At 70.4% G+C, this 19,963-nt stretch carries 18 protein-coding genes; 8 read left to right on the top strand and 10 right to left on the bottom strand.

What is annotated here, in order from left to right; translation table 11 throughout:
• Positions 1–38 precede the first annotated feature (38 nt).
• The 5 genes from ACWEFL_RS08405 to ACWEFL_RS08385 all read right to left on the bottom strand — a co-directional run bounded on the left by ACWEFL_RS08405 (position 39) and on the right by ACWEFL_RS08385 (position 5,547).
• Positions 39–1,799, bottom strand: a complete 1,761-nt coding sequence (locus ACWEFL_RS08405; RefSeq protein WP_451709272.1) for an amidohydrolase — start codon at positions 1,797–1,799, stop codon at positions 39–41.
• Positions 1,800–1,801: 2 nt separating this feature from the next.
• Positions 1,802–3,202 carry an FAD-binding oxidoreductase gene (locus tag ACWEFL_RS08400; RefSeq protein WP_451709269.1) on the bottom strand — a complete coding sequence of 467 codons (1,401 nt, stop codon included), beginning with the start codon at positions 3,200–3,202 and terminating at the stop codon, positions 1,802–1,804.
• Entirely contained in the window at positions 3,199–4,047 is an 849-nt protein-coding gene (locus ACWEFL_RS08395; protein ID WP_451709266.1) for a fumarylacetoacetate hydrolase family protein, read from the bottom strand. The genes ACWEFL_RS08400 and ACWEFL_RS08395 overlap by 4 nt, the downstream gene beginning before the upstream one ends.
• A 400-nt stretch (positions 4,048–4,447) precedes the next feature.
• On the bottom strand, positions 4,448–4,972 hold the full coding sequence (locus ACWEFL_RS08390; protein WP_451709263.1) for a DoxX family protein: 525 nt from the start codon (positions 4,970–4,972) through the stop codon (positions 4,448–4,450).
• Positions 4,973–4,998: 26 nt separating this feature from the next.
• Complete coding sequence (locus tag ACWEFL_RS08385; RefSeq protein ID WP_451709261.1) at positions 4,999–5,547, bottom strand: VOC family protein; 549 nt, start codon at positions 5,545–5,547, stop codon at positions 4,999–5,001.
• A 135-nt stretch (positions 5,548–5,682) separates the two neighbouring features.
• On the opposite strand from ACWEFL_RS08385, the gene ACWEFL_RS08380 reads away from it, so the two are divergent.
• Complete coding sequence (locus ACWEFL_RS08380) at positions 5,683–6,075, top strand: RidA family protein (RefSeq protein WP_451709258.1); 393 nt, start codon at positions 5,683–5,685, stop codon at positions 6,073–6,075.
• Between the two features lie 305 nt (positions 6,076–6,380).
• Here the strand turns inward: ACWEFL_RS08380 and ACWEFL_RS08375 are convergent, their stop codons facing one another.
• The gene (locus ACWEFL_RS08375; protein WP_451709256.1) at positions 6,381–7,841 is read right to left on the bottom strand and encodes an aldehyde dehydrogenase family protein; all 1,461 of its coding nucleotides are present in this window, start codon (positions 7,839–7,841) and stop codon (positions 6,381–6,383) included.
• A gap of 274 nt (positions 7,842–8,115) precedes the next feature.
• Complete coding sequence (locus ACWEFL_RS08370) at positions 8,116–9,102, bottom strand: ABC transporter permease (RefSeq protein WP_451709253.1); 987 nt, start codon at positions 9,100–9,102, stop codon at positions 8,116–8,118.
• Between the two features lie 727 nt (positions 9,103–9,829).
• Here ACWEFL_RS08370 and ACWEFL_RS08365 point away from each other — a divergent pair.
• From ACWEFL_RS08365 to ACWEFL_RS08335, 7 genes are all read left to right on the top strand, one after another.
• Positions 9,830–10,984 (top strand): NAD(P)-dependent alcohol dehydrogenase, encoded by a 1,155-nt coding sequence (locus ACWEFL_RS08365; RefSeq protein ID WP_451709250.1) that lies wholly within the window; start codon positions 9,830–9,832, stop codon positions 10,982–10,984.
• Between the two features lie 70 nt (positions 10,985–11,054).
• Positions 11,055–12,125: an MBL fold metallo-hydrolase gene (locus tag ACWEFL_RS08360; protein ID WP_451709247.1), complete on the top strand. Its 1,071-nt coding sequence runs from the start codon at positions 11,055–11,057 to the stop codon at positions 12,123–12,125.
• Between the two features lie 224 nt (positions 12,126–12,349).
• A complete protein-coding gene (locus ACWEFL_RS08355) occupies positions 12,350–12,871 on the top strand; it encodes a MarR family winged helix-turn-helix transcriptional regulator (protein ID WP_451709244.1) in 522 nt (173 codons plus the stop codon).
• A 249-nt stretch (positions 12,872–13,120) separates the two neighbouring features.
• The gene (locus tag ACWEFL_RS08350) at positions 13,121–13,366 is read left to right on the top strand and encodes an LLM class flavin-dependent oxidoreductase (RefSeq protein ID WP_451709240.1); all 246 of its coding nucleotides are present in this window, start codon (positions 13,121–13,123) and stop codon (positions 13,364–13,366) included.
• Positions 13,363–13,563: an LLM class flavin-dependent oxidoreductase gene (locus ACWEFL_RS08345; protein WP_451709237.1), complete on the top strand. Its 201-nt coding sequence runs from the start codon at positions 13,363–13,365 to the stop codon at positions 13,561–13,563. The genes ACWEFL_RS08350 and ACWEFL_RS08345 overlap by 4 nt, the downstream gene beginning before the upstream one ends.
• Entirely contained in the window at positions 13,509–13,988 is a 480-nt protein-coding gene (locus ACWEFL_RS08340; protein WP_451709235.1) for an LLM class flavin-dependent oxidoreductase, read from the top strand. The genes ACWEFL_RS08345 and ACWEFL_RS08340 overlap by 55 nt, the downstream gene beginning before the upstream one ends.
• On the top strand, positions 13,985–14,566 hold the full coding sequence (locus ACWEFL_RS08335) for an NAD(P)H-dependent oxidoreductase (RefSeq protein ID WP_451709233.1): 582 nt from the start codon (positions 13,985–13,987) through the stop codon (positions 14,564–14,566). Before ACWEFL_RS08340 ends, ACWEFL_RS08335 begins: the two co-directional genes overlap by 4 nt.
• Before the next feature lie 167 nt (positions 14,567–14,733).
• On the opposite strand, the gene ACWEFL_RS08330 is transcribed toward ACWEFL_RS08335, so the two are convergent.
• The 3 genes from ACWEFL_RS08330 to ACWEFL_RS08320 form a co-directional block, all read right to left on the bottom strand.
• The gene (locus ACWEFL_RS08330) at positions 14,734–15,504 is read right to left on the bottom strand and encodes a YqjF family protein (RefSeq protein ID WP_451709230.1); all 771 of its coding nucleotides are present in this window, start codon (positions 15,502–15,504) and stop codon (positions 14,734–14,736) included.
• A 296-nt stretch (positions 15,505–15,800) separates the two neighbouring features.
• Entirely contained in the window at positions 15,801–16,319 is a 519-nt protein-coding gene (locus ACWEFL_RS08325) for a hypothetical protein (RefSeq protein ID WP_451709228.1), read from the bottom strand.
• A gap of 456 nt (positions 16,320–16,775) precedes the next feature.
• Entirely contained in the window at positions 16,776–19,946 is a 3,171-nt protein-coding gene (locus ACWEFL_RS08320) for a DUF7507 domain-containing protein (protein ID WP_451709225.1), read from the bottom strand.
• Between the last annotated feature and the right edge of the window lie 17 nt (positions 19,947–19,963).

Here is a 19,963-nt window from a genome sequence, read left to right as displayed (position 1 = left end):
CGGAGCGGCGTCAGCCGATGGGGTCGGCCCGGCGGGCGTCAGCCGAGAAGGCCGCCGGGATCGTGCACCGCCCGGCCCGCCAGCAGTGTCAGTTCCACCCGAGTGCCGGGCAGTTCATCGATGTCGCAGGTCAGCGGGGAGCGGTCGAGGACGATCAGGTCCGCCGCCGCGCCGGGCTCCAAGGTGCCCAGGCCGGGTGAGCGGAGCACCCGCCCCCCGTTCGTCGTCCACATGTCGACGGCCTCACGCCGGGTCACCGCGTGGTCCGGCGTCGCATTGCCGCGCCCGCTGACGGCGAAGGTGTGCGTCTGGGCGAGCTGCATCTGCTCGAATGGGTTCTTCGGCCCCCAGTCCGTGCCGCACGCGACGGTCAGACCGGCCCGGAGGAGGCGGTTGAGCGGCCCGGCGTCGCGCCAGATGTGCGGGCCGATCCGCTCCCCGTACATCTCCCCCTTCGCCCAGGCGAACCCGGGGCAGGTGGTGAGGTCGAATCCGAGGCGCTGGTAGTGGCGGGCCTGGGGCTCGGTGATGACGGGGGCGTGCTGCACGATCCACGACCGGCCGGGCAGCCGGGAGCCGATGTCCGGAGTGTCGAGCACACCGAGGATGGTGTCGTGGTCGGTGAGTCCGGAGGCGAGGAAGTTGGCCCGGATGCCGTGTTCCAGACAGAACCGAGCGAACGCCTCGATCTTTTCGGGTGAGATGAACTGCGTCCCCTTGGTCGGCCGCCCGTACGGATCGTCGTACGGCTCCGGCATCTGCATATGTCCCGGCCAGCACGGAGCACCCGAGGCCGCGAGGGTCAGTCCGGTGACCCGCAGCAGGTCGTCACCGTCGTCGAGCGCCTCGCGGCCCCGGACCATCGACTCCTCGAACTCGGCCATGGTGAACGGCTGGAAGGGCGGCCGGGCGCAGTTCTCGACTTCCATGGAGACCGCGACTCGGGTGGTGAGCGCGCCCTCCGCATGGAGTCGGCGGTAGCCGTCGAGGAAGGCGGGGGTCATATTGTGCGGTTCGTAGACGCTCGTCACACCGAGTGCGTTGTACGAGGCCATGGCCGCGCGGGTGACCTCCGCCGGGTCGGCGGTCATCAGGGGCAACTGTCTGAGGATCTGCGTCCAGAACGGGTCGAAGTTGTAGATCTGGTTGACCGATCCCCGCAGGATCCCGGTCACCGAGCCGTCTCCGCCGTCGGACGGGCCGGGGTACTTGTCGATCCAGACGTCGCACACCCGGTCCGGGATGAAGTCGGTGATGCCCACGCGCCGCAGGCCCGCGGTGTTGAAGGCGCAGATGTTCGGGGTGACCGGCGCCCACGCCTGGATCAGCACGGGATGCTCGCTGGTAGCCCGGTCGAGCACCCTGCGGTCCGGCAGCACTCCCTCGGCGAGGTCCCGGTAGGAACGCCGCAGGAAGTAGAAGGGTTCGCCGACCGGTGTGGTGATGATCCACTCGCCGGGGGGCGTCGACCGCGCGCGTTCGGCGATGCGGGCGACGATGTCGGCGTGGTCCACCGCGTCGGTGAGATCCACCAGCGGTGCGAGCTGGGCGGCCTGCTGCATCATATGGGGGTGGATGTCGATCAGCCCCGGCATGACCGTTCTGCCGTGGAGATCGATCTCCGTCGTCCGGAGTCCGGCATCGCGGAGCAGGTCCCGGCGGTCGCCGAATGCGAGGACCCGGCCGTCGTGCAGCAGGATGGCCTCATGGGCGCCGGGGTCGGAGCCGAGCGGATGGATCGTCCCGCCGTGCAGGAGCAGGGTGCGGCCGTCGTCCGGCCGTCTTCGCGCGTTCGCCATGGTCACTCCTGTGTGCCTGCGGGAATCACATGCCCGAATCCGAACCTATGACCTGGATCGTGGATCTGCTTCAGCCGGCGCAGGCGCGTGTACGACTCCTCGTCGAAGGCGCGTCTCACCTGCTCGGGGGCTATGTCGGCGCCCTGGAAGTTGAGGAGGGTGCCACCGGTGTCGCAGGCGGCCATGGCCCGTATCACCCGCGCCCCCGCCTCGGGCACCTCTCCCGCGCCGTCGTGGCGGCCGGATCCCTCGGTGGCGAGTTCGCCCACGGTGAGCAGGACGAACTCGGCGTTCCGGCCGCCCACCGCGTTGGGGCTGGACGGCGTACGGCGGACCGCGCCGCCGAGCTGGCGCAGCTCGACCATCCCCAGGGGCAGTTCGGCTCCGGGGCCGGCGACGCTCAGCAGCGCGTCGAGGTCGGCCGTGGAGGGGAGGCCGAGCATGGCGCTCCGCTCCCAGAAGGCCAGCGGGACCGGCGAATCGTTGTGGATGGAGCCGATCGCCGTGTACGGCATGTCCCCGACCTCGTCCACCAGGATGCCGCCGACCCGGCGCATCGGCGCGAGCAGCGGTTCGGCCGTCCGCTGATCCCCCAGATACGCGACGCGCAGATGGACGACGAACCTGCCCCGCAGGGGCTCCGGGATCTCCGGGGCGGCCGGCAGCCGGAGCAGTGCGATGGAGGTGGTGATCTCTTCGGGCAGGTCACGGGTCCAGTCGACATAGGTGTGCAGAGCGTCGGCGGCGGATTCGGCGCGGTAGTAGATCCCGCCGCCGTGCAACCGGGCGACGGGGACGAGGCCGAATTCCATCGCGGTGACGATCCCGAAGTTGCCCTTGCCGCCGCGCAGGCCCCAGAACAGTTCGGGGTCGGTGTCCTCGTCGACCTGGAGCACGCTGCCGTCGGCCGTGACCAGTTCGATCTCGCGGACGTGGTCCGCCGCGAATCCGTACGCCCGTGACATCGGTCCCAGGCCCCCACCGAGGGTGAATCCCATGACCCCGACGCCGGGGAAGGAGCCGTTGAGCGGGGCGAGTCCGTACGGTGCGGCGGCCTCGACGACCTCGGACCAGCGGACGCCCGCCGCCACCCGTGCCGTACGGCGAAGGGGGTCGACGGTGACGCCCTTCATCCGGCGGGTGCTGATCAGGACGGCGTCGGCGGCGTCGTGGACGAGCCCGTGTCCGGTGGACTGGACCGCGACCTTCTGCTGCCGCCCGGCCGCGAACCGGACGGCGGCGGAGACGTCGTCGGCGGTGACCGCGCCGACGACGGACTCGGGGCGGGGGTCCCAGGCCCGGTTGAAGCCCAGGACGTCCGCGGTTCCCGCCCATCCCGCCGCCCGGCCGACGGGCCGCCACACCGGGCAGTCGACCAGGTCGGCCAGGGCTCCTGACGTCATGGCCGGCCCTCGGGGCCCACGACCGGGTTCCGCAGGACTCCGATTCCCTCGATCTCGACCTCGACGACATCGCCGGGGGTGAGCAGTCGCGCAGGGGTACGGATGAAGCCGACGCCGGCCGGGGTGCCGGTCGCCACCACGTCTCCGGGACGGAGTGTGGTGGTCTGGGAGATATAGGAGAGGATCCGGCTGATGGGGAAGATCATCTCGGAGGTGTCGGCGGACTGCACGACCTCGCCGTTGACCCGGGTGGTCAGTTTCCGGCCGGACCAGCCATCCGGGCCGCCCCACTCGTCCGCCGTCACCACGGCCGGGCCGATGGGCCCGCTGCGGTCGGGGTTCTTGCCGAGGGTCCACTGCGTGGTGTCGAACTGCCGTCCGCGGGCGCTGACATCGTTGAAGCAGGTGAATCCGAGTACTCCGCGCAGGGCGTCCTCCTCGGAGACGTCGGTCAGCGTCTCGCCGATGACGACCGCGAGTTCGCCCTCCCAGTCCAGGCCGGGTTCGGCCGAGGGCACGGGGACGGCCTCGCCGTCGCAGATCAGGGTGGACTCCCAGCGGCCGAACACGGTCGGGTGGTCCGGGACCTCGGCGTTCGCCTCGTCGGCGTGGGCGCGGTAGTTCAGTCCGACGCAGAGCACCTTCGCGGTCGCCGGAACGGGCGGCGCGGGCTCGGTGTCCGTACCGGGCTCCACCCAGGACGAGGGTCGCTGGCGGGCGGCCTCCAGCAGGCGGACGGGATCGCTGTAGAACGCGTCTGCCAGGGCGATCGGGGAGATCCTGCCCGCGGAGTCGACGGCGCCGATCCAGCGGTCGCGGCCGTCGCGGAATCCGATGAGCCTCATAGGTCAGGCCCTCTCTCAGTCATCGATGTGGTTGGTGCGGTTGATGTGGTTGGTGCGGTTCGAGGTGATCAGTGTGTGAGGAACCGTGGAAGGGGCCGGTGCGGGTGACGCCTGGCGATGTGCGCGATGCCGGGTGACGTATGCGATGCCGACGACGTACGGCTCAGCGGTCAGGCGAATCCGGCCGCCGGTCCTTCTGCCGGACGACGGCCGGGACCGGCGTGCCGACGGCGTCGGAACGGAAGCGCACTTCACCGAGTCTGTTCAGCGGGTGATGCGGGGTGATGCGGGGTGATGCGGGGTGACGTGGGGTGACGTGGGGTGATGCGGGGTGATGCCAGTGATGCGGTCGCGGGAGGCTGGGTGTGCCCGGCCCGGCCCCGCGGCCGCCCGGCCCGGGTCACCCGGCGGAGTCGCGCCCCACCGGGGTCTCGGCCCGCAGCACCCGTATCGCCCGTGACACCGGCACCGCCGACGCCACGATCGCGAGCAGCACCGCGGCCGGACCGCTCCACCCCGGCCATGAGCCCAGGAGCAGTTCGTCCAGCGACCACCGCCCCGGTCCGGCGAACCCGATCGACGCCGCCATGACCGCCAGCAGGAAGGGGTACTCCCCGCCGCCGAGCGTGTTCCAGAAGACGCCCGCCTTGGCGATCATGGAGAGCGCGGCGACGAGCATCGTCCCGGTCGCGACGGCGACCGCGAGCGGGGTACCGAGTCCGAGCAGCAGGAGCACGCCCGAGACCGCCTCGCACGCCACGGCCAGCTGTGTCATCCGCCGGCCGGGCCGGTGTCCGAGCGCGTCGAAGAACGCCGCACTGCCGGCCGGCCCCGGCCCGCGGAACCAGCCCAGCGCCTTCTGCGCGGCGTGACAGAGGAGAACGAGGCCGAGGGCCAGGCGCAGTATCAGCAGTGCGGTGTCCATGGCGTCTCCCTCACATCAGGGCCGGATCAGGATCCGGCGACGTGTTCGTCGGCGGCCACGTCGATGCCGCGGAGCAGTTGCGAGTCGACGTATCCGTCGGCACCGTGTTCGGCGACCGAGCGCCGTACCTGCTCGACGAGTTCCTCGGCGGGGCGGGTGAAGTCGAGTGCTTCCAGGTATCCCTGTTTGGCCGTCAGCCCCGTGGGCCAGTACACCTCGCAGCGGTTTCCGTCGGGGTCGAAGAAGTAGACGCCGATGGCATTGCCGTGCGTGACCGTGTACTCGATGCGGACATCGTGCTCGCGGAAGCGCCGGTAGAACGCGAGCACGTCCTCAAGCGTCGGGCAGCGGAATGAGATCTGCTGGAGCAGCAGCACGTCATCCCCGGCCGTACGCCCGCCGCAGAGCAGCACCTCATGGTGCTCGATCTCCGGCCGGGAGCTGAGGAACACCATGCCGTGGGCGCTGTCGTCGTCGGTGACCTGCAGCCCGAGGACATCTCGGTAGAAGGCCAAGGACCGATCCATGTCACGGACATGGATACCCACATGCGCCAGTCTCTCGATTTTCGCCATGACAACCACCTAAGGGTCTATTGGTTAGGCTCTATTAGCTTCCACATCACCATGATCTGTTGTCAAGGGGTCCCTAATGAGTATACGTTTTTGCTGTCCGCCGTGAGGTGGACACGAGCCGAGAGGACAGCAACTGTGGCACGCAGACTGGTCAATCCCCCCGAGATGCACCCCGCGCCGACCTACAGCCACCTGGCGATCGCCGAGGGGCAGAAGATCGTGTACTTCGCCGGGCAGGTCGCGCTCGACTCGGACCTCGCGGTGATCGGTCCGGACGATCTGCACCAGCAGGTGGTCGCGTCGATGCGGAATCTTCAGAAGGCCATGGCCGCGGCGGGCGTCGGCTGGGACGACATCGTGCGCCGCACGATCTACACCACGCGCCCGCACGAACTGGCGACGATAGGCACCGCCGTACGCGAGGTCACCGGCGACGCGGCGAACCCGCCGCAGACGATCGTGGGCGTGACGGGACTTGCGCTTCCGGGGCTGATGGTGGAAGTCGAGTGCACGGCCGTGCTCGACTGACGCCGACGCCAGCCGGCGTACGGCTCCGGCAGGCCCCGGGCCTCTGAGCCGGGCCCCTGAGCCGGGCCCCTGAGCCGGGGACCCAGCCGGGCCCGAGTCGGGTCCCCGAGTCGGGCCTCGGTTCCGGGGGTGTGCCTGTGAGTGTTCCGGGTGGCCGGACGACCGCCGGGACGGTTCGCGCGGGAATTCGCGCCTGACGGTCGCCGGACCGGAACGCGCGCGGATTCGTCGGCGCGGGCCCGTCACGGGCCGACGGCCGTCCGGTACGCGCCACCTGGTGGCGGGGTGCTAGGGCGTGCGGGGTGTCAGGGTGTGCGGGGTGCGTGGTGGACGAAGTGCTTGATCTCCTGGAACTCCTCCAGGGCGCGTTCGCCGTTGAGGCGGCCCCTGCCGCTCTGCTTGAAGCCGCCTTCTTCCATCTGGTCGACGATGACGGCCCAGGTGTTGGCCCAGACGGTGCCGGCGTCGAGTTCGCGTCCGACGCGCAGCGGCCGGTCGGCGTCTCGGCTCCAGACGGAGGCGGCGAGTCCGTACTCGGTGGCGTTGGCGCGGGCGATGGCGTCGGCCTCGTCGTCGAAGACCTCGAAGGTGGCGACGGGGCCGAAGACCTCCTCCTGGACGATGGGCCGGTCGATTTCCGTGACTTCCACCAGGCTGGGGCGGACGAAAGCGCCCTTGGCGAGGGGGCCTTGGGTGATCCGGCCGCCGCGAACGAGGATCTTGGCGTAGGCGGAGGCGTCCTCGACGATCCGGTGGACGCGGTCGGCGTTGGCCTGGTCGATCAGCGGGCCCATCTCGCTGTCCGGGTCGGTGCCGGGGCCGACGCGTACGGCTTCCAGCGCCGCCGTCAGGCGGGTGCGCAGCTCGTCCGCGATGCCGCGCTGGACCAGGATCCGGCTGCCGGTCATGCAGAACTGGCCGGTGAAGGTGGTGACGGCTTTGGTCAGTACGGGAACAGCGGCGTCGAGGTCGGCGTCGTCGAAGACGATCATCGGGGTCTTTCCGCCCAGCTCCAGTGACATCCCCTTCAGCGAGGCGGAGGCGTCGGCCATGATGGCGCGGCCGACGCGGGTGCTGCCGGTGTAGCTGATGACGTCCACGCCGGGGTCGGCGACGATCAGCCGTCCGCCCTGGCTGCCGGATTCGGTGAAGGCGTTGAACACCCCGCGCGGCAGGCTGCGGGTGGAGGCGACGATCTCGTACAGCAGGTGGTTGGTGAGCGCGGTCTGGCCCGGCAGTTTCAGCACCACGGTGGCTCCGGCGGCGAGTGCGGGGGCGAAGGAGCGCACGGAGAGGATGACGGGGGAGTTCCAGGGGGCGATCACCCCGGCGACGCCGACGGGCTGCCGCAGGGTCATGGAGTAGAGGCCGGGCTTGACCTCCGCAGCGCGCCCGGATTCGGTGAGGGCGAGTGCGCCGTAGTAGCGGATCTTGGAGATCGTGAGGTCGACTTCCAGCGCGGCCTCGGAGGGGATCTTGCCGTTCTCCCGCGACAGCAGGGCGACCAGTTCGTCCCGGCGCTCCGCCATCCGGTCGGCCATCTCGAACAGCGCCCTGGCGCGCAGATCCCGGTCGCGGGCCCAGTCCCCGGTCGTGAACGCTTTCCGGGCGGCGTCGATGGCGGCCGTCGCCTCGTCGCGTCCGCCGTCGGCGTAGGTGCCGAGGACCTCACCGGTCGCCGGGTCGGTGGATTCGCCGATGGTGTCGGAGTCGGTCCAGACGCCGTCGATGAAGTTACGGGCGTGCAGGGTTCCTTCGGTGGTCATGACGGATGTCTCCAATGGGGGTGGTGTGCTGTGTCGCCGGTGCGTCGCCGGACTGTTGGGTGCGGCGGTGCGGGTGCGGCGGGGCGCGGAACCGGGTGTTCCGGCTGGATCGGGCGCGGTCCGTGAGGCCGTGGATCCGTCCGGTCCGCGGATCCGTCTGGTCCGTGGATCCGTCTGGTCCGTGGGTTCGTCCGGACGGCTGGGCGGGGCGGTGCGGGGTGTGGCGGGGAGCCGGAGGCGTCGGGAGAGTTCATTTGGCTGGCTGGTCAATGAACTATGTGCTCGGTGCGTCACGGCTGTTTCCTGGGTGGTGATCAGGGCTCGGGGGTGCGGGGTGGTGTCCCGTCTTCTTCGCCCCGGCGCGGCGGGTGCGGATGCGCTCCATGAGGAAGAGCCCGCCGATGCCCGCCCCTGTCCAGACCGCCAGGATCGCGGCGGCTCCGACGACGCCCTCGCCGTGGAAGTAGGCGACGCCGTTGACGGCCCGTACGCCAACGCCGACGGGCAGGAGGGAGGAGAAGGGCTCCAGCCACACGGGCAGGAACTCGGGTGGCAGGCTGCCTCCGCTGGTGGCGTTGCCGACGGTCATGAAGAGGACGGCCGCGGCGCTCGATCCGAGTACGCCGAGGGCTCTGACCAGCAGCATGGTGGACGCGCCGACCGCGAGCGCCACGAGTGCCACGAGGGCGGCGACGCCCGCGAACGGTGCGGGCAGGACGCCGAACGCCGAGACGACGGCGGCCACCGTCAGCCCTCCTATGACCCCGAAGGCGGCGAGGGCGGTCAGCCGTCGTCGTATGAGGAGCCGCGGCGCGAGCTGGTACGTCATGATCCCGTACAGGTAGCCGGCGAGCACCAGGCCGAAGGTCGTGTAGAAGACCGCCAGGCCGCGGGTGTCCCTGGGGGACGGCGGAACGACGTCTACCGCCTCGGTCTCCCCGCCGCCCTGCCGTGAGTGCCCCAACTCGTCGAGGATCAGCGCTGTGACGGACGGCCCGTGGGCGCCCGCGTACAGCAGACGGTCGCCGTCGCGGCCGGGTATCAGCGCGCCGAAGACCTCCCCGCGTTCGACGGCGTGCCGGGCGGACCGGGCATCGGGTGCGGTCCGTACCCGGAAGGTGCCCGCGGGTGACTCCTCCAGATGTTCCCGGAGGGCCGCCGCGTCGCGGGGTCCGCCCACGACGGCGACGGGCAGATCGCGGGCCACGGGTGCGTGGAAGGCGGAGAGATAGACGCCGATGAAGATCGCTCCGACGGTCACGGCGATCGTGACGGGCAGCAGGACTGCCCGCAGCCCACTCCGTGACTGCTCCGGGCCGGCACTGTCAAGGGGCGGCCCCGCGGCCGGGGCCTCGTCCCGCCGGGAGTGAAGAGGAGTCCGCCGGGACTGAAGGGGAGCCCGCCGGGAGCGAAGGGGAGGGGGAGGTGTCTGGGGCATGGTTCCGCTTTCTCACTGATGCCCCGGCCGCTGGGAGGAGGAACCCGAGCGGGGCGGCCGGTGGCGGGAGCTTTCCGGTGTCCATTTCCGTCGGCCGGGCGGTCGGCGAGGGGAGCCGCGCCCTGCCCTCGGGTGCGGGCACCCGCGTTCGCGGGGACGCCGGGCAGGCTGGTTCCCGGTCGGGTTGCCGAGGGTGTTCTTGTTCCATACCGAGCCAAGGTCTCTGGCATTTTCCCTGATCAAGATAAGTCTAGGTTGCTTTTTAGTTCGTTCGCCAATGAACTATATGCGATGAGGTGCCGCTGTGCCGCAGGTTGCTTCCGGGGTGGGTCGAGAGGCGTCCGTGGGTGCTTGACCCTCGTTCGAATGTGTGCATATATTTCGTTGCGCAACGAACTATATGGGCTCGACGGCCCGGCCCTCCGTAGCGGCCGTCCGATCGCCCGGAATCTTCCACCCCGATTCCGCGCCCCTTCGGGCGTCAGAGGGATCACCGCCCCGAGAACGGCCGACGCCGACCCCGGAGCGCATCCGGTTTGGAGAAACGATCATGACGACAGCTCAGGGTTCCCGGCTGGGCGGTCCGGACGGTCCCGTCCTCGCGGTCACGGCCGCCGTGGTGCGCGAGACGGGCGGCCCCTTCGTGAGGGAGGAGCTGACTCTCGACGCCCGCCTGCGCCCGGACGAGGTTCTGGTCAGGGTGGTCGCGAGCGGTGTGTGCCAGACCGATGTGCACGTCCGTGACCAGCATCTGCCGACGCCACTGCCCGCCGTGCTGGGTCATGAGGGCGCGGGTGTGGTCGAGCGGGTGGGGGACGCGGTCACCACCGTCGTCCCCGGTGACCACGTGGTCATGACGTACCAGTCGTGCGGCCACTGCCGCCCCTGCCTCAGCGGTTTCCCGGCGTACTGCGCCCGGTCCTTCCCCGCGAACTTCGGCGGGTCCCGGCTGGACGGCACCAACGCCCTCCGGGACGGCGACGGCGCCGAGGTCCACGGTCACTTCTTCGGCCAGTCGTCCTTCGCCACCCACGCGCTCGCGACCGAACGCAATGTGGTCAAGGTGGACGACGATCTCCCGCTGGAGCTCCTCGCACCGCTCGGCTGCGGACTGCAGACCGGTGCGGGAGCCGTCCTGAACTCACTGCGCGTACCGGCGGGGTCGTCCCTCGTCGTGATCGGCACGGGCACAGTCGGCCTGGCGGCCGTCATGGCGGCCAAGGCCGCCGGCGCGGCACCGGTCATCGCCGTCGACATCGTGCCCGAGCGGCTGGAACTTGCCGCGGAACTCGGTGCCACGCACACGGTCGACGCCAGGGAGGAGGACGTCGCCGCGCGGATCGCGGAGATCACCGACGGAGGAGCCGACTACGTCCTGGAGATCACCGCCCGGCCCGGGATGCTCACCCTCGCCGTGAACGCCCTCGCGCCGCTCGGCACCGCCGCCCTCATCGGCGGCGCGCCCGCCGGAGCCCGTGCCGAGGTCGACATGAACGCGCTGCTCGGCGGCCGGACCGTACGCGGCATCGCCCAGGGCGACTCCATTCCGCAGCTGTTCATCCCCCAGCTCATCGACCTCTACCGCACGGGCCGTTTCCCCTTCGACCGGCTCATCACCACCTACGACTTCGACGAGATCGACGAAGCCGTCGCCGACACGCGCAGCGGAGCCGCCATCAAGCCCGTACTGCGCGTCGGGGAGTGACACCCCGCCCCCCACCCCCCGCGTCCGCGCGACCCGCACGGCGCTCCAACCCCCTGAAGGACACAGCACCATGACCGACTTCCAGAAGCCCGGCACCCCCACCGACCGCCACCAGCTCGGCGCGGCCGGGATGCCGCTCAACACCCTCGCCGACTACCGCCCCGTACCCGCCGACGGCTACGGTGCCCTCTTCCTGCCCGACCGGCTCGCGAAGGGCTACCACGTCGAGGAGATCCACGACGGCGCGTACTACGTCACCTCGGGCGCCTACGACACGATGTTCGTCCGCACCGGCAACGGCGTGGTCGTCGTGGACGCCCCGCCCCTGCTGGGAGAGAACCTCAAGCGGGCCATAGCCGAGGTCACCGACGAACCCGTCACCCACCTCGTCTACAGCCACTGGCACTCCGACCACATCGGCGCGGCCGGGATCTTCGCGGCCGACAAGCCGCAGGTCATCGCCCACGACTACACGCGCGAGATGATCGAGCGCTGGCCCGACCTCGGCGGCGGACGCCCGCTGCCCACCCCCACCGAGACCATCACCGCCAGCGACACCCTCGACGTCAACGGCGTCCGCTTCCACCTGGACTACCACGGCGTCAACCACACTCCGGGCAACATCTTCATCTACGCACCGCAGCAGAAGGTGCTCGCGGCGATCGACATCATCAGCCCCGGATGGTCCGCCTTCAAGCACTGCGACGCCTCCGAGAACATCCGCGGCTGGGCCGAGGCGCACGACTGGATCCTCCAGTACGACTTCAAGGGCGTCGTCTCCGGCCACGTCAACCGCTACGGCACCCCCGAGGACGCCAAGGCGTCCCGCGACTACACCAACGACATCGTCACCTACGCCAAGGAAGCCCTCGACAACGGCGAGGAACTCGAATACATCGAGCGCATCGGCTTCAGCAACGCCTGGGTCCTGTGGGAGAACTACTTCAACGAGATGACCAACTACGTCACGAAGAAGACCCTGGAGAAGGTCACCGACAACGGCCAGACCTGGGCCCAGCGCCTCGCCGGAGCCGACGTCATGACCAAGTACCACGCCTACTCGGTCCTTGAGGCCCTGCGCCTGGAGTACGGCATGGTCTCCGGCTTCGAGAAGCTCATCCTCCCCCGCGCCGAGTCCTGACCCGGTCCGTGCGCTGACCCGGTCCGTGCACTGATCGGTACGTACGCTGACCGCTACGGGTCCGGACCCGCCCGCTCCGCAGCGCCGACCGTTCCGAGCCCCGACCGCTTCCGGTGCCGAGCGCTCCGAGCGGGGCAGTACGCCAGGGGTGGCCCGGCAGTACCGGACCGCCCCTGGCTCTCATCCCTCTATCATTCGTTGTGGAACGAAACAGACGAGGAGCCATGAGCGTCATCACCGACGGCACCGCAGAGAGCCGCCCCCCGGCCGACCGGCGGGCCGGCTCACCGTCGCGCGCGCTCAGCCACACGGAGCGAGCGGTCTGGCTCGGCTTCCTCTCCACCCACCTCAAGCTGCTGCGCAACCTCGACGGCGAGTTGGTGGCGGAGGCGGGGCTGTCGATGTCCTCCTTCGAGGTACTGCTGACCCTCGCGGAGTCACCGGGCGGCCGGGTACGGATGAAGGACATCGCCGCCTCCCTGCTGATCAGCCGCAGCGGCCTCACCCGCATCGTGGACGACCTGGAACGCAAGGGCCTGGTCACCCGCGAGCGCTGCCCCGACGACGCCCGCGGCTTCGACGCCGTCCTCACCGAAGCGGGCCGCAAGACCTACCGCCGCGCCCGCAAGGTCCACCAGACCAACTTGCGCGGCGAATTCCTCGACAAGCTCAGCGACGAACAGCTCGACTCACTCGCCGACATCTGGCGCACCCTCGGCTTCGACGACCGGGCCAACGCCTGCTGATCGTGCCTGTCGCGGCGTAGACACCCTCCGCCTCGACGCCCTAGCCCCAGCCCCAGCCCCAGCCGTCGGCCCCCCGCCGACGGCCCCCCACCGCCCGTCTCCGTCGGCTGATCCTGCCGGCTGATGCCGTGCGTCGAGCCCGCCGCGACCGCTGCCGCATACCGTACGACTCCGTGAGGAATGGGGGCATCCATGTCGGAGTTATTAGTTGAGCAATCAACGATTTATCTGTGAAAGCGAGACCTCTCCATGGCCTTCGAACTCGGCCTCTACCATTTCGGCGAACTGACGCCCGACCCGGTCACCGGCCGTCCGCCGGCCCCCGGCGTACGGCTGCGCCAGCTCGTGGAACAGGCGAAGGCCGCGGACGAGGCGGGGCTCGACGTCTTCGCCGTCGGCGAGCACCACCGTACGGACTTCGCCGTCTCCGCACCCGCCGTCGTCCTCGCCGCGATGGCCGAGCACACCCGTGACATCCGCTCCCCAGCGCCGTGACCGTCCTCAGCTCGGACGACCCGGTCCGGGTGTTCCAGCAGTTCGCGACCCTGGACCTGCTCTCCGGCGGCCGGGCCGAGATCATCGCGGGCCGCGGCTCCTGGCGATCATCGGGGGGAACTACCGCCAGTTCGCCCCGTTCGTGGAGCTCTACCGGCAGACCGCGGCCGAGAGCGGCCACGACCCGGACCGGCTGAAGGTCTCGGTCAACTCTCCCGGCTTCGTCGCCCCCACACACAAGGAGGCCATCGAGGTCTCGCACCCCTACTTCCAGGCGGGCTGGATGGCCAACCACCACCAGCGCGGACAGGGCGTCCCCATGCCGAAGCTCGCGTACGAGGCCCAGGCGTCACCCTCCGGAGCCTTCTTCCTCGGCAGCACCCAGGAAGTCATCGACAAGATCATGGCCCAGCACGAGGTCTTCCAGCACGACCGGATGATGATCCAGCTCGGCTTCGGCAACCTGCCCCAGAAGGAGATGCTGAAGGCGATCGAACTCCTCGGCTCCGAGGTCGCCCCGGTCGTACGCCGGGAGATTGCGGCCCGCACCCCGGCCCCCCACACCCCGGCAGCCCACACCCCCGAGGGCGTGACCCGTGCCGTACGGGAGGCCGCGTCATGACCGAGCCCCTGAAGGTGGTGGCGGTGGTCGGCAGCCCCAGCACACCGTCGAAGACCACCGCGCTCGCCGAACTCATCCTGGCCGCGCTCGCCGGGCACACCGCGATCACCGGGCGCGTCATCGAACTCCACACCCTGGGAACGGCCCTCCCCGCCACCCCCGACCGCGAGTCGGCCGACGGACCCGTCGAGGAAGCGCTGCGCGCCGTGGAAGAAGCGGACGTCGTCATCGCCGCCACACCGGTCTTCCGCGGCTCCTACCCCGGACTGTTCAAGCACTTCTTCGACCTGGTCGGCCAGTACGCCCTGGCGGCCAAACCGGTGATGCTCGCAGCCACCGGCGGCACCGAACGCCACGCCCTGGTGATCGAGCACGCCCTGCGCCCGCTGTTCGGCTTCCTCCAGGCGTGGACCGCACCGGCCGGTGTCTACCTCAGCGCGGGCGACTTCGACGGCACGACCATCCTCAACCCCGAGGCGTACGAACGGATCGACATGGCCGCCGCCGACGTCGTGCCCGTGGCGCACGCCCTCGCCGCGGTCCGCGCGGCGCACGCTCCACAGACCGCGTCGGCCTGACACCGTCCGCCCGCCGCCTCGCTCGCCCCTTACCTTCAGCCAGCCCGCCAGCCCGCCAGCCCGCCAGCCCGCCAGCCCGCCAGCCCGCCAGCCCGCCAGCCAGTCCGACCGGCCGTCGCGCGTCGGCGCACCGCCCCGCCGTCGGCCGGCATGGCCGGTCACCCGGCTCAAGGGGTGGGGATACCGCCCGGCGTGCGGGGCGGGCGTCCGAACCGGACCGGAACCCCGGGGGAGTAGAGCACGCTCACAGGCTCACCGACCGGCGCGGGCAAGCCCGCCGCGGCCACGAGGCTCTCGTCGCAGCGGAGCAGCTCGGCATGGTGCAGCGGCCAGCGGGGGTGGGTGTTCGGGAGGTACAGCGAGCGCCCGAAGAACACGCTGTGCATGCCCCAGCGGGCGGTGAGGAAGTGTTCGAGTTCGGACGGTTCCTCGACCAGTCCGCCGACCCGTACGGCAATTCTGCTGTCCGCGCCCCGGGGACCGGGCCAGCGCCTGCGGCTCGTATAAGTGACGGTGTCGCTCTCGCGGCGGACCTCCATCCTCGACCAGACGTAGGGGAGGCGGAACGCGGCCCGTCCGACGGCCACGGGAAGCAGACGGGACGCGTCGAGGGAACGGAAGACCACGCCACGCCGACCGTGCGCGTCCACCGAGTACAGGCGGACATTGGTCTCCGGAAAGGAACCGAGGTAGGGGATGCCGGGGAGGCGGAACCAGCCCACCCGGTGCATCCGGAAGGCGACGAGCCCGATGTACGTGACCCCGTCCAGCGTGTCCGGTCGCGCCCCGGCCGGCATCAGCGGCGCGACGACGGCGGGATCGGCGGCCCAGTGGAGAAAGGCCAGATCGAGCCAGGACTGGGTGAGCAGGGGGCGGTCCGCCGCATGGGGCGGGTCGGCCGTTATGGGTTCGGGGTCCACGTCGAGCTGCGGCGGCATCGCGCCAGTATGCCAGGGCACGCCGCGTGACCGCCCTCGGCGTCGTGGGGCAGGCCGTCGGTGACCGGGTCATACGGGACGCTGGCACGGTAGTCGACCCGGTTCGCACGCCGGTCCGGCACACTCGGCCGGTCACCTGTCGAACGGCCGCCGCGCGTGAACCCCCGGACCGCCGTACGCGCCGCCTCCGCGCACGGGGCCCGAGGCCCCCACTCCACCCGACCGGCTGCGGGGCCGCTGCCGAAAGCGACTCCCTCGTACCGACCTAACCCCAGCCCCACTCGACCGCAGGCGTTTCACCGCCCTGCCCCTTCATAGTCGCGGGCTTCTTTGACGAGTCCTTCACCGGCGGTGTGCCGGAAGGTCGCGATGTGCACAGTGGGGTCGCACTCCGGCCCGTTCGGGGAGTACGGGCGCAGGGTGCCCGTGGCCTGTTCGTCGATCACAGCCCTGGACTCGCCCGCACGGGTGGCCGTGAAGCGTACGGAGACCGTCTGCTTCTCCTTCGCGTCCGGCAGCACGACGTGCAGGATGTGCGGCGCGGCGGGCGAGGGGACCGGTTCCTCCGCGGTCCACCGCTCACAGATCTCGTCGGCGCACAGTCGGTAGGTCGTGCCGGGCGTCTGGTCGTACGTGACGGAAACACCCGAGTCCGCGCCTATGTCGGTGCAGTTGACACCGCTGGCGCAGCCGGTGATCGCGAGGAGCGAGACCGCCGCCGCGTACCTCGGCCAGAGCCTGCCCCGGACGCCCCGGACGCCCCGGACGCCCCGGACGTCGCGGACGTCGCGGGCGGGGAGCGAGTGACGGGTCACCGACAGTGGCGACGGTGTCCCCGGAGCCGAACTCATCGGACACACGGGGGAGTCGGGCGCACCGCGATCGGGGTGGATCGACGGTACGAACCGGAGCCTCGCTCGTCGGCAGGTTGGCGATCACGTGGGGGTACCCGCCTGACGTTTCGCGTGGTGCGTCGCAATAACCGCATGGACTCCACATCCTGTCGGGATCGGCACGGCACTTCACCTTGTGCCAAGCCCACGCCCGCGTCAACGGGAGGCGCGTGCCGGGCTGTTCGGTGAGCCGACTCCTGCTGGGGCCGTCGCCGGGCTGGAAGTCGGTGTCGTCGGCCATGATGCGAATGTGGCATCAAAAATGCCATAGAGCCGACGGCCCGAACCGCCGCACACGTCAGACGGCCCCCTCCGCCGGGAGGGGGCCGTCTGGTAGGGCCGTTCAGGGGCTGTTCAGGCGTGGGTCACGGGGATGGGTCAGGCGCGCTCCGCCCTGCCGGCGTGCGTCGGTCCCGTGGTCCCGGTGGTGTGCCCGGTGCCGGAGACCGTCGTACCGGACTTCCGCTCCTGCCGGGGCTCTCCGGGCGCGCCGGGCTCCCGCTGGGCCGGAGTCCTCCCGTCCGTACCGGCCGTACCGTCGGTCTGTCCTTCCGCGGACCCCTCGGCCGACCGCTTCAGCGACTTCTTGTCCTTGTCCTTGGCCTTGACCTTGCCGTGCGTGGTGCAGCGGCTGTCGGTGCTCCCCTTCGGGCAGTTGTTGCCGGGCGTGGTGGAGACCACGGTGTTGTCGAGGCGCAGGTCGCCGAACGGCCGCTGGAACACGGTGACCGAGAAGGTGATGGTCGCGGTCTGGCCGGGCGCCAGGGTGCCGGACCAGGCCAGCACGGGCGAGTTGAAGGTGACGGAGCCCACGGTGGCCGAGGCGTCGTTGTTGAAACCGGCGTCGTCGAGAAGACCGGAGAGGTCGTCCGTGAAGGAGGCGTTCGTGGTCGCGCCGCCGTTGTTCGTCACGGTGATGGTGTACGGGACCTTGTCGCCCGGCCGTACGGTGGAGGGGCCGTTCTGCTTCTTGGTGATCACCACGGACGAGACGTTGGTGGTGAAGGTGCTGGTGTTGTTGTCCGGGTTCGGGTCGTCGTTGTCGCCGGTGACGGTGGCGGTGTTGACGATGCTGGTGGCGCCGGGAGCGGCCGTGCCGGTCAGTGTGACGGTGGTGCTCTCGCCGTTGGGCAGGCCGTTGGAAGTGCAGGTCAGGACGCCCGCGGCGATGGAGCAGCCGGGGGTGCTGGTGGCGGCGTTGGCCAGACCTGCCGGGATGGTGTCGGTCAGGGTGTAGCCGGTGGAGTCGTCGGGGCCGTTGTTGGAGACGGTGATCTGGAAGGTGATCTGGCCGCCGGGGCTCACGCTGGCCGGGCCGGTCTTGGCGGCCGCGAGGTCGGCCTCGATCGGCGTCACGTTCGTGGTGAAGGTGCTGGTGTTGTTGTCCGGCTTCGGATCCGGGTCCTCACCGGTGACCGTCGCCGTGTTGACGATGCTGGTCGCGCCGGACTGGGCGGTACCGGTCAGGGTGATCGTGGTGCTCTCGCCCGCGGCCAGCGAGACGGCGGTGCAGGTCAGCGTGCCGGCGCCGATGCCGCAGCCGGCGGTGCTGGTGGAGGCGTCCTGGAGACCGGCGGGGATGACGTCCTTCACGGTGTATCCCGAGGAGTCACCGGGGCCGTTGTTCGTGATGGTGATGGTGTACGTGACGGTCCCGCCGGGGCCTACCGTGGCCGGTCCGGTCTTGTCCGCCTCCAGGTCCACCTCCGTCGGCGGCACGAACGGGATGATGACCTCGTTGCTGGTGTCGTCGGCGGACTCCCCGTCGGGCGCGGTCGCCGTGACGGTCCCCGTGTCGGTGATGTTCCCGGCGGTGACGTCCGAGGACTTCGTGGTGTACTCCGCGGTGCAGTCGACCGAGTCACCGGGCTCCACCGGGCCCACCGGGCAGTTCACCGTGGGGGCGCCCGGGCCGTTGTCCGTCACCGAGATGTTGCTCAGCGGGACCCGGCCGTCGTTGGTGACCGTGAACGTGTAGTTGATCGTCTGCCCGGCCGCGCTGAAGTTGGGCTGGTCCGCGGACTTGGTGACCGTGACCGAGCGGAGTGGGATGACCACCTGGTTGCTCTGCCCGGTGACCGTCGCGCCGCCGACCGTTCCGGTGGCGACCGCCGAGTTGGTGATCGTCCCGGTGACCGCGTCGGCCGTCGTGGCTACGTAGGACGAGGTGCAGGTCGTCGACGCGCCCGGGGCGAGCGTGGTGTCCATGCAGGTCACCGTCGGTGCGCCGGGCCCGCTGTCCGTCACGTCCAGATCGGTGAGCGGTGTCGCCGCGGTGTTGGTCACCGTGTACGTGTAGTTGATCGTCTGGCCGATCGCGAACGTCGAGGCGTCGGCGGACTTCGTGATCGTCGGGGAGCCGGGGGCCACGACCGTCAGCGTCGCGGGGCCGGGCGGGTTGAGCCCGGTCACCGTGATGTCTGCTGGCTGGTTGACGTGGGCCCCGAGAGAGGTCGAGGTCACGTCGACCGTGACCGTGCAGGAACTGGCCCCGGCGGCGAGGGCGCCGCCGCTCAGGGCGATGGAGTCGGATCCGGCGGTGGCGGTGACGGTGCCCCCGCAGGTCGTCGAGGCGTTGGGAACAGCGGCCACGTCCACCCCGGCGGGGAGGGTGTCGGTGAAGCCGAAGCCGCTCTTCGCCGCCAGGTCGGTCGTGTTGGTGACCGTGAAGGTGACGGTGGAGGTGCCGCCCTGCGGGATCGACGTGGGGCTGAACGCCTTGTCGAGCTGCGGCGTCACATCGAGGATTCTGAGGTTGTCGAACGCGTGGTCGTTGCCCAGGCCGCTGCCGTTGGCGTTGGTCATCTTGATGCCGACGGAGGAACCGGTGAAGAGGACCGAGTTGTTCGAGGGGAACGAGCCCGCCTCGATCGCCCGCGGGCCGATCATGTACGTCTGGCTCCGGGGGTCCGTACAGGGGTTGATCGGCGAGGTGGTGAGCGGAATATCGGGACCGTTGCCCGTCGCGAAGAAGTTGAGGAGCGGCGCGGAGACGTTGCAGTTGACCGCCGCCGCGTCCACCGAGAAGGTGATGAAGCGGTTGGAGGTCGGCAGGGGGACCGGGTTGACCGTCTGGATCTCGACCAGGTTCGCGCCGGGGTTCGCGCCGTCCGTGTACGCGGAGACCACGTGGTTGTTGTTCGGGGCGGAGGAGCCCGCGACCTGCCCCAGAGCGGCCGCCATGAACTTCAGTTCGGCCATGCCGACCGAGGACTGGGCCTGGCATGCGGGCTGATTGGCGCCGGACCGGTTGAGGATGATGCCATTGCAGTTCGCGGCGCTCAGCCACGGCGGCGCGGCGGTGTACTTGGCGTTGACCGGTGCCGCGCCCGTGTACGCGGGAAGCAGGATGGGCGTCTGGCCGGTGCCGTTCTCGAAGTCCTCCGCGTAGACCACGGTCGGCGGCTGCGGAAGGCCCGGTGTGCCGGGCACCGTCGCGCTGGCCGTGGAGGGGAAGGCGACGCCGAGGGCGACCGCGTGGGCACCCAGGACGAGTGCGGTCGAGAACAGGGCGCCGAGGCGGCGCCGTCTGCGGGGAGAACCACGCATGGTGGGAAGGGCTCCGT

This window comes from Streptomyces sp. NPDC004838, assembly GCF_053600955.1.
This window is presented reverse-complemented; position numbering and strand designations above follow the sequence as displayed.

Coding starts and splice junctions, on each gene's coding strand:
- ACWEFL_RS08405 (WP_451709272.1), bottom strand. CDS start 1,799: ATGGCGAACGCGCGAAGACGGCCGGACGACGGCCGCACCCTGCTCCTG.
- ACWEFL_RS08400 (WP_451709269.1), bottom strand. CDS start 3,202: ATGACGTCAGGAGCCCTGGCCGACCTGGTCGACTGCCCGGTGTGGCGG.
- ACWEFL_RS08395 (WP_451709266.1), bottom strand. CDS start 4,047: ATGAGGCTCATCGGATTCCGCGACGGCCGCGACCGCTGGATCGGCGCC.
- ACWEFL_RS08390 (WP_451709263.1), bottom strand. CDS start 4,972: ATGGACACCGCACTGCTGATACTGCGCCTGGCCCTCGGCCTCGTTCTC.
- ACWEFL_RS08385 (WP_451709261.1), bottom strand. CDS start 5,547: ATGGCGAAAATCGAGAGACTGGCGCATGTGGGTATCCATGTCCGTGAC.
- ACWEFL_RS08375 (WP_451709256.1), bottom strand. CDS start 7,841: ATGACCACCGAAGGAACCCTGCACGCCCGTAACTTCATCGACGGCGTC.
- ACWEFL_RS08365 (WP_451709250.1), top strand. CDS start 9,830: ATGACGACAGCTCAGGGTTCCCGGCTGGGCGGTCCGGACGGTCCCGTC.
- ACWEFL_RS08360 (WP_451709247.1), top strand. CDS start 11,055: ATGACCGACTTCCAGAAGCCCGGCACCCCCACCGACCGCCACCAGCTC.
- ACWEFL_RS08355 (WP_451709244.1), top strand. CDS start 12,350: ATGAGCGTCATCACCGACGGCACCGCAGAGAGCCGCCCCCCGGCCGAC.
- ACWEFL_RS08350 (WP_451709240.1), top strand. CDS start 13,121: ATGGCCTTCGAACTCGGCCTCTACCATTTCGGCGAACTGACGCCCGAC.
- ACWEFL_RS08335 (WP_451709233.1), top strand. CDS start 13,985: ATGACCGAGCCCCTGAAGGTGGTGGCGGTGGTCGGCAGCCCCAGCACA.
- ACWEFL_RS08330 (WP_451709230.1), bottom strand. CDS start 15,504: ATGCCGCCGCAGCTCGACGTGGACCCCGAACCCATAACGGCCGACCCG.
- ACWEFL_RS08320 (WP_451709225.1), bottom strand. CDS start 19,946: ATGCGTGGTTCTCCCCGCAGACGGCGCCGCCTCGGCGCCCTGTTCTCG.